This is a genomic window from Paenarthrobacter sp. PPS72 (assembly GCF_048537125.1).
GTDB classification, from domain to species: domain Bacteria; phylum Actinomycetota; class Actinomycetes; order Actinomycetales; family Micrococcaceae; genus Arthrobacter; species Arthrobacter nitroguajacolicus_E.
Genome location: NZ_JBLYIE010000117.1, coordinates 1 through 5,731, shown reverse-complemented (window position 1 = coordinate 5,731; position 5,731 = coordinate 1). Strand labels below are relative to the sequence as shown.

6 protein-coding genes are annotated in these 5,731 nt (G+C 63.8%); 3 read left to right on the top strand and 3 right to left on the bottom strand.

Going from position 1 to position 5,731, the window contains the following annotated elements; all coding sequences use genetic code 11:
* Positions 1-110: 110 nt before the first annotated feature.
* Positions 111-1,235, bottom strand: coding sequence for a succinyl-diaminopimelate desuccinylase (dapE, locus tag ACLRGI_RS23370; RefSeq protein ID WP_419203815.1), 1,125 nt, complete (start codon positions 1,233-1,235; stop codon positions 111-113).
* Positions 1,236-1,330: 95 nt separating this feature from the next.
* On the opposite strand from dapE, the gene dapD reads away from it, so the two are divergent.
* Both dapD and ACLRGI_RS23360 read left to right on the top strand, forming a co-directional pair.
* Positions 1,331-2,356, top strand: coding sequence for a 2,3,4,5-tetrahydropyridine-2,6-dicarboxylate N-succinyltransferase (gene dapD / locus ACLRGI_RS23365; RefSeq protein ID WP_419203814.1), 1,026 nt, complete (start codon positions 1,331-1,333; stop codon positions 2,354-2,356).
* Between the two features lie 13 nt (positions 2,357-2,369).
* Positions 2,370-3,212 (top strand): hypothetical protein, encoded by an 843-nt coding sequence (locus ACLRGI_RS23360; RefSeq protein WP_419203813.1) that lies wholly within the window; start codon positions 2,370-2,372, stop codon positions 3,210-3,212.
* A 21-nt stretch (positions 3,213-3,233) separates the two neighbouring features.
* Here the strand turns inward: ACLRGI_RS23360 and ACLRGI_RS23355 are convergent, their stop codons facing one another.
* Positions 3,234-3,845: a hypothetical protein gene (locus tag ACLRGI_RS23355; RefSeq protein ID WP_419203812.1), complete on the bottom strand. Its 612-nt coding sequence runs from the start codon at positions 3,843-3,845 to the stop codon at positions 3,234-3,236.
* A 99-nt stretch (positions 3,846-3,944) separates the two neighbouring features.
* Entirely contained in the window at positions 3,945-4,571 is a 627-nt protein-coding gene (locus ACLRGI_RS23350) for a TetR/AcrR family transcriptional regulator (RefSeq protein WP_419203811.1), read from the bottom strand.
* A gap of 80 nt (positions 4,572-4,651) precedes the next feature.
* Between ACLRGI_RS23350 and galE the strand changes: the two genes are divergently transcribed.
* Complete coding sequence (galE, locus tag ACLRGI_RS23345; RefSeq protein WP_419203810.1) at positions 4,652-5,668, top strand: UDP-glucose 4-epimerase GalE; 1,017 nt, start codon at positions 4,652-4,654, stop codon at positions 5,666-5,668.
* Positions 5,669-5,731: the final 63 nt, after the last annotated feature.

Below are 5,731 nucleotides of genomic sequence, written 5' to 3'. Positions count from 1 at the left end.
CTGACCTCTTTCCCGCCGCGACCCGCCGCACCGCAAACGGCCAACCCCAAGACGGCACTTTCAGGCCGCCCTAACCATGCTCATCTGCGAAGGGCCGGTAAACGTGAGGACTATGCGGTGAGCCAGGTCCGCAGGGCACGGAGGCACTCACGCACGGCGTCGGCGTCGACGTGCTCGTTGTCCTTGTGCGCCAGCAGAGGATCGCCGGGGCCGAAGTTCACTGCCGGGATACCCAGCTCGCTGAAACGCGCGACGTCGGTCCACCCGTACTTGGGCTTGGGCTCGGCACCCACTGCGGCCACGAAGGACGCGGCGGCGGGGTGATTCAGTCCTGGCCTGGCGCCGGCAGCGGCGTCGGTACGGACGACGTCGAATCCTTCCAGCAAATCCCTGACGACGGCCTCGGCCTGATCCGGGGTCTTGTCGGGTGCAAAACGGTAGTTGATTTCCACCACACAGCGGTCCGGGATGACGTTGCCCGCGGTGCCCCCGTTGATCTTCACCGCGTTGAGGCTCTCGCGGTAATAGAGCCCGTCCACATTGATGGTCTGCGGCTCGTAGTCGGCGAGCCGCGCCAGGATAGGTGCTGCGGCGTGAATTGCGTTGACGCCCATCCATGCCCGGGCAGAGTGGGCCGCTTCGCCGATGGTGGTGGCTTCGAAACGGCTGGTTCCGTTGCAGCCACCTTCAACGGTGCCGTGGGTCGGCTCCAGCAGGATCGCGAAGTCGCCCTGGAGCAGGTCTCCATGGTTGCGGACCAGCCTTCCAAGGCCGCTCTTGACTGCTTCAACTTCTTCATGGTCGTAGAAGACGAAGGTGACATCCTTGTCCGGCTGCCGCCCGTCGTCGAACAGTGTTGCCGCGAGGGCCAACTGCACCGCAACTCCGCCCTTCATGTCAGTGGTACCGCGGCCGTACAGCATGCCTTCACCGGGAACACCGGATTCCCACGTGGCCGGAACAGTACCCAGCGAGCCCGCCACCGTGGGCAGGGGCACGGTGTCCAGATGTCCGGCCAGGATGACGCGCTCGGAGCGGCCAAGTTCAGTGCGCGCAATGATGGCGTCGCCGTCCCGGATCACGGTATAGCCGGGGATGGCACGCAAAGCTGCCTCGACGGCGTCGGCAAGCTCGGTCTCGTTGCCGGAGACACTGTTGAAGTCGATGATCGCGGCCGTCAGCAAGGCAACGTCCTGGCGCAGGTCAAGGAGGGCGGGAGCAGGTTTCAGGGTCACCCGTCCAGCTTAATCCCCGGTGACAACCATAAATGCGACTTCTATGGCATGAGACGGGTTTTAACCGTCCTCTGCCTGCTGGATAGACTTGGCCCATGACTGAAACTGCTTCCTCTGCTGTGCCTGCAAACGCCACCGAAAACCACCGATCGGCCTATGGCTTCGGCCTGGCCACCATCGCCACCTCGGCTTCCGGGGAAGCAACCGTGCTGGATGTCTGGTACCCCGCACCCGCGCTTGGCGTTGCCGCCGAGACCCTGCGCGACGTCAACAACGCTGATCCCGCGCTCACGGCCCTTGCCGAAGAAGGCAAGGACGCCGACCGCGGCACCGAGCAGAAGGTTGTCTTCGCGCAGATCGACCTCGACGCCGCCCCTGCAGACACTGCCGATGCCTACCTGCGTCTGCACCTGCTCTCGCACCGCCTGGTCAAGCCCAACAGCATCAACCTTGACGGCGTCTTCGGCAAGCTTCCCAACGTGGTGTGGACCAACTTCGGCCCCGCCGCTGTTGACGGCTTCGAACTGACCCGCGCCCGCCTGCGCAAGCGCGGCAACGTGGTGGTCTTCGGTGTGGATAAGTTCCCGCGCATGGTTGACTACGTGGTCCCCACCGGCGTCCGGATTGCCGACGCCGACCGCGTCCGTTTGGGCGCCCACCTCGCCGAAGGCACCACGGTCATGCATGAAGGCTTCGTGAACTTCAACGCAGGAACCCTGGGCACTTCCATGGTGGAAGGCCGCATCTCGGCAGGCGTCGTGGCCGGCGACGGCACGGACGTGGGTGGCGGAGCGTCCATCATGGGCACGCTGTCCGGTGGAGGCAAGGAAAAGATCGCCCTGGGCGAGCGGGTCCTGCTCGGCGCCAACTCCGGCGTGGGCATCAGCATTGGCGATGACTCCGTGGTGGAGGCCGGCCTGTACGTCACAGCGGGTACCCGTGTACGGGTTCCGGGCCCCAAGGACGAGAACGGCGAGGACACCAGCAAGATCATCAAGGCTGTGGAACTTTCCGGCGTCCCCAACCTCCTCTTCCGCCGCAACTCCACCACGGGCGGAGTTGAAGTCCTTCCCCGCAAGGGCCAGACGGTGGAGCTGAATGAGGCTCTCCACGCCAACTAGCAGGAGAGAATCAATGCGCCGGTTCCGCCGCATCATCGTTGCGGTGCTGGCTTTGGCCCTCGTAGCAGGTGCCATCTACGCAATAGTTGCAGTGCTGCAGCGCTCCGAGACCCTGGTCACGGAGCGCTGCTTCGCCGTGGTCGGTTCCGAAAGCCATGAGCTTGCCACGGACCAGGCAGCAAATGCGTCGCTCATCTCTGCAATCTCAGTCCAGCGAGGCCTTCCACCCAGGGCGGCGAGCATTGCCTTGGCCACGGCCATGCAGGAATCCAGGCTGCGCAACATCAACTACGGAGACGACGCCGGCCCGGACTCCCGCGGCTTGTTCCAGCAAAGGCCCTCGCAGGGCTGGGGAACCGAGGAACAGGTGATGGACCCCGTCTACGCGAGCAATGCGTTCTTTGACGGGCTGGTCAAGGTGCCCGGCTACGAGACCATGGAGATCACCCAAGCCGCCCAAGCGGTTCAGCGTTCCGCGTTCCCCCGCGCTTACGCCCAGCACGAGGGAATGGGCCGGGCTTTCGCTTCGGCCCTCACCGGACACTCCTCCTCGTCATTGAACTGCGAACTGCGCATGCCGGAAGCGGCGGGCGACCCTGCCGTCGTCGTCGATTGGCTCACGACGGCGTTCGGCACCCAAGCTGCCACTGTTCAGGGCCGCTCCGTTCAGCTGGAGATCGGCGGAACGCAGGCGTGGGCTGTTGCTCACTGGGCGGTGGCGAACGCCAAGACGCTGTCCATCACGCAGGTTGACCTTGCCGGCCAGACCTGGAACCGGGAGAAACGCGACGGCTGGCAACCCTCGGCCGCCCCTGCAGAGACGGTCACCATCACTGTTTCAGCGCCGGCCACCTGATTCTTTGCCCGGCCAGCTACATCAGGCGAGCATTTCCACCACGGGCTGTACGTAACTGCGGAACACATCGGGCTCTGACAGCAACTGGTGGCTCATGATCATGGTGTCCGGTTCCAGATACCAGGCTCGCGGTTCGTTGAGCGGCAGCTCAATGATGGTGAGCTCGAAGTCGCGGGAACTGCGGCCGACTTCAAGGAGCCGGTCCTCCACCATCTCGTTCAGTACGTGGGTCACCCCGTTGGCTTCACGGGCGGCCTCCAGATGGGCGTACTCGTCAATCCTGTCAGTGGCCCACCCCAGTGCCGAGCCGAAGTGTGCCTGCAGGACGCGCTGAAGTGCCGGTGAGTTGCCGAACGCCTTGAAGCTCGGAGGCGCCAGCTCAGGGGCGGGGTTGGGATAAGACTTCACCAGGCTTTCCCACCAGGCTTCCCACTCGGTCTTCAGCGCCGGGAAGCCTCCTACGTCAGAGGTGAGGTGCTTGTGGTCTGCGTGCCGGACTTTCGGAGCTGCCTGGGAGAGTATCGGTTTACCGGCACCATCCAGTCCCGCTACATCGCGCAAGTACAGGGCAATGAGCATCGGTCCGGACGTATCCATGGTGATGCGCCATCCCGGGCCGCCTGACTCGTGCATGCGAATTCCTCCCTTTGGCAGGTCCCCGACATATCCCAGTCTATTCCCGATGGCTCTTGACGGTAATGGCGTTATCCGCCTCTTGTGCGCCAAGCAACCCTAACGGCCGGCAGGCACAGTACGGAGGGAACGGAGGTGGGCCGTGAGGACGTCGCTGCACATTTCAGCGGTCATCCACTCGGGCTGCAACAGGGCGTGCATGCACACCCCGTCCATGGTGGCGAGGAGCCTTTCAGCTTCAGTGACGAGAGTTTGCTGCACATCAGCTTCACCAGGGCTCAACAGCATAATGAGGCGTCCCACAACGGCGGCCACGGCGCGGTGACTGCGTTCGGCTTCGTCGGCCAGGACGGGCTTGATCCGGGCCGCGTGCCGGAACGCCATCCACACGCAAGCGTCTACCGCGAGCTCCTCGTCCAGGGGCAGGAACTGGCCCAGGAGATTCAGCACAGCCTGGTCCTGGCCGGGGCTTTCCGGCACGGCTTCTTCGACGGACGCGAGTGCCGTCTCAAGACGCCCTGCGATTCGATCGATCACCGCCCCAAAGGAGAAGACCAGAAGTTCATCACTGCTGGCGAAGTAGTGCCGAACCGAGCCAACCGCCAGCCCTGCTTCGTCGGCTACTTCCCTGAGGGATGCCCGTTCCAAGCCGTCGCTGGCAATGATCCGGAAGACGGCTTGGACAACTTCATGGCGCCGGGCTTCGGCATCAACAATTTTGGGCACCAGTAGTTTTTAGCACGAACGTGCTTCAACACCGCTCAACACAGAGCGGCGTGGCTCCGATTTCCGATAGCGTGGGAACCATGAAAATTCTTGTCACGGGTGGCACCGGCTACATCGGTTCCCACACCGTTTTGTCCCTTCAGGAAGCCGGCCACGACGTCGTTGTGCTCGACAACCTCGTGAACTCCAGCGAGGAATCCCTCCGCCGGGTCTCGGAGCTCACCGGCAAGACCGCCGCCTTCCACAAGGTGGACCTGGTGGACGAGCCGGCCGTAGAGGCTGTCTTCGACCAGCACCAGATAGACGCCGTCATCCACTTCGCCGGACTGAAGGCCGTCGGTGAGTCCGTCCAGGAACCCCTCGCCTACTACTACAACAACATCGTGGGCACCCTGAACCTGCTCCGCGCCATGGACAAGCACAATGTGCGTTCCATCGTCTTCAGCTCCTCTGCCACCGTGTACGGGGAGCACAACCCGATTCCCTACATCGAGAAGATGGAAATCGGTGCCAACAACCCTTATGGCCGCACCAAGGAACAGATCGAGGACATCCTCTCGGACTTGGGCAACGCTGACGACCGCTGGCATATCGCACTGCTGCGCTATTTCAACCCGGTGGGCGCCCACCCGTCCGGCCGCATCGGCGAGGACCCCCAAGGCATCCCGAACAACCTTGTTCCCTTCATCGCGCAGGTAGCTGTGGGACGCCGCGAGAAGCTCATGGTCTTCGGCGGCGACTACGACACCCCGGACGGCACCGCTCAGCGCGACTACATCCACGTGGTGGACCTGGCCGATGGCCACGTAGCAGCCCTGAACTACATCGCCCACCACCCCGGCGTCCGCCGCTGGAACCTTGGCTCCGGGCGCGGTTCGTCCGTCCTTGAGGTCCTGCGGTCCTTCGAGAAGGCCGTGGGCCAGCCCATTCCCTACGAGATCACCGGCCGCCGCGCCGGCGACCTCCCTGCCTTCTGGGCCGACGCTTCCTCCGCCCTCGCGGACCTGGGATGGTCAACCACCAAGACCGTAGACCAGATGTGCGAGGACCACTGGCGCTGGCAGAAGAACAACCCCTTCGGCTACAACGCTTCCTAAAGCAACGCGGGGTCACTTCTGGCCCCTTTCGGCCCCTCTTTAGGGCCATAAGTGACCCCGCGT

Coding starts and splice junctions, on each gene's coding strand:
- dapD (WP_419203814.1), top strand. CDS start 1,331: ATGACTGAAACTGCTTCCTCTGCTGTGCCTGCAAACGCCACCGAAAAC.
- ACLRGI_RS23360 (WP_419203813.1), top strand. CDS start 2,370: ATGCGCCGGTTCCGCCGCATCATCGTTGCGGTGCTGGCTTTGGCCCTC.
- ACLRGI_RS23355 (WP_419203812.1), bottom strand. CDS start 3,845: ATGCACGAGTCAGGCGGCCCGGGATGGCGCATCACCATGGATACGTCC.
- galE (WP_419203810.1), top strand. CDS start 4,652: ATGAAAATTCTTGTCACGGGTGGCACCGGCTACATCGGTTCCCACACC.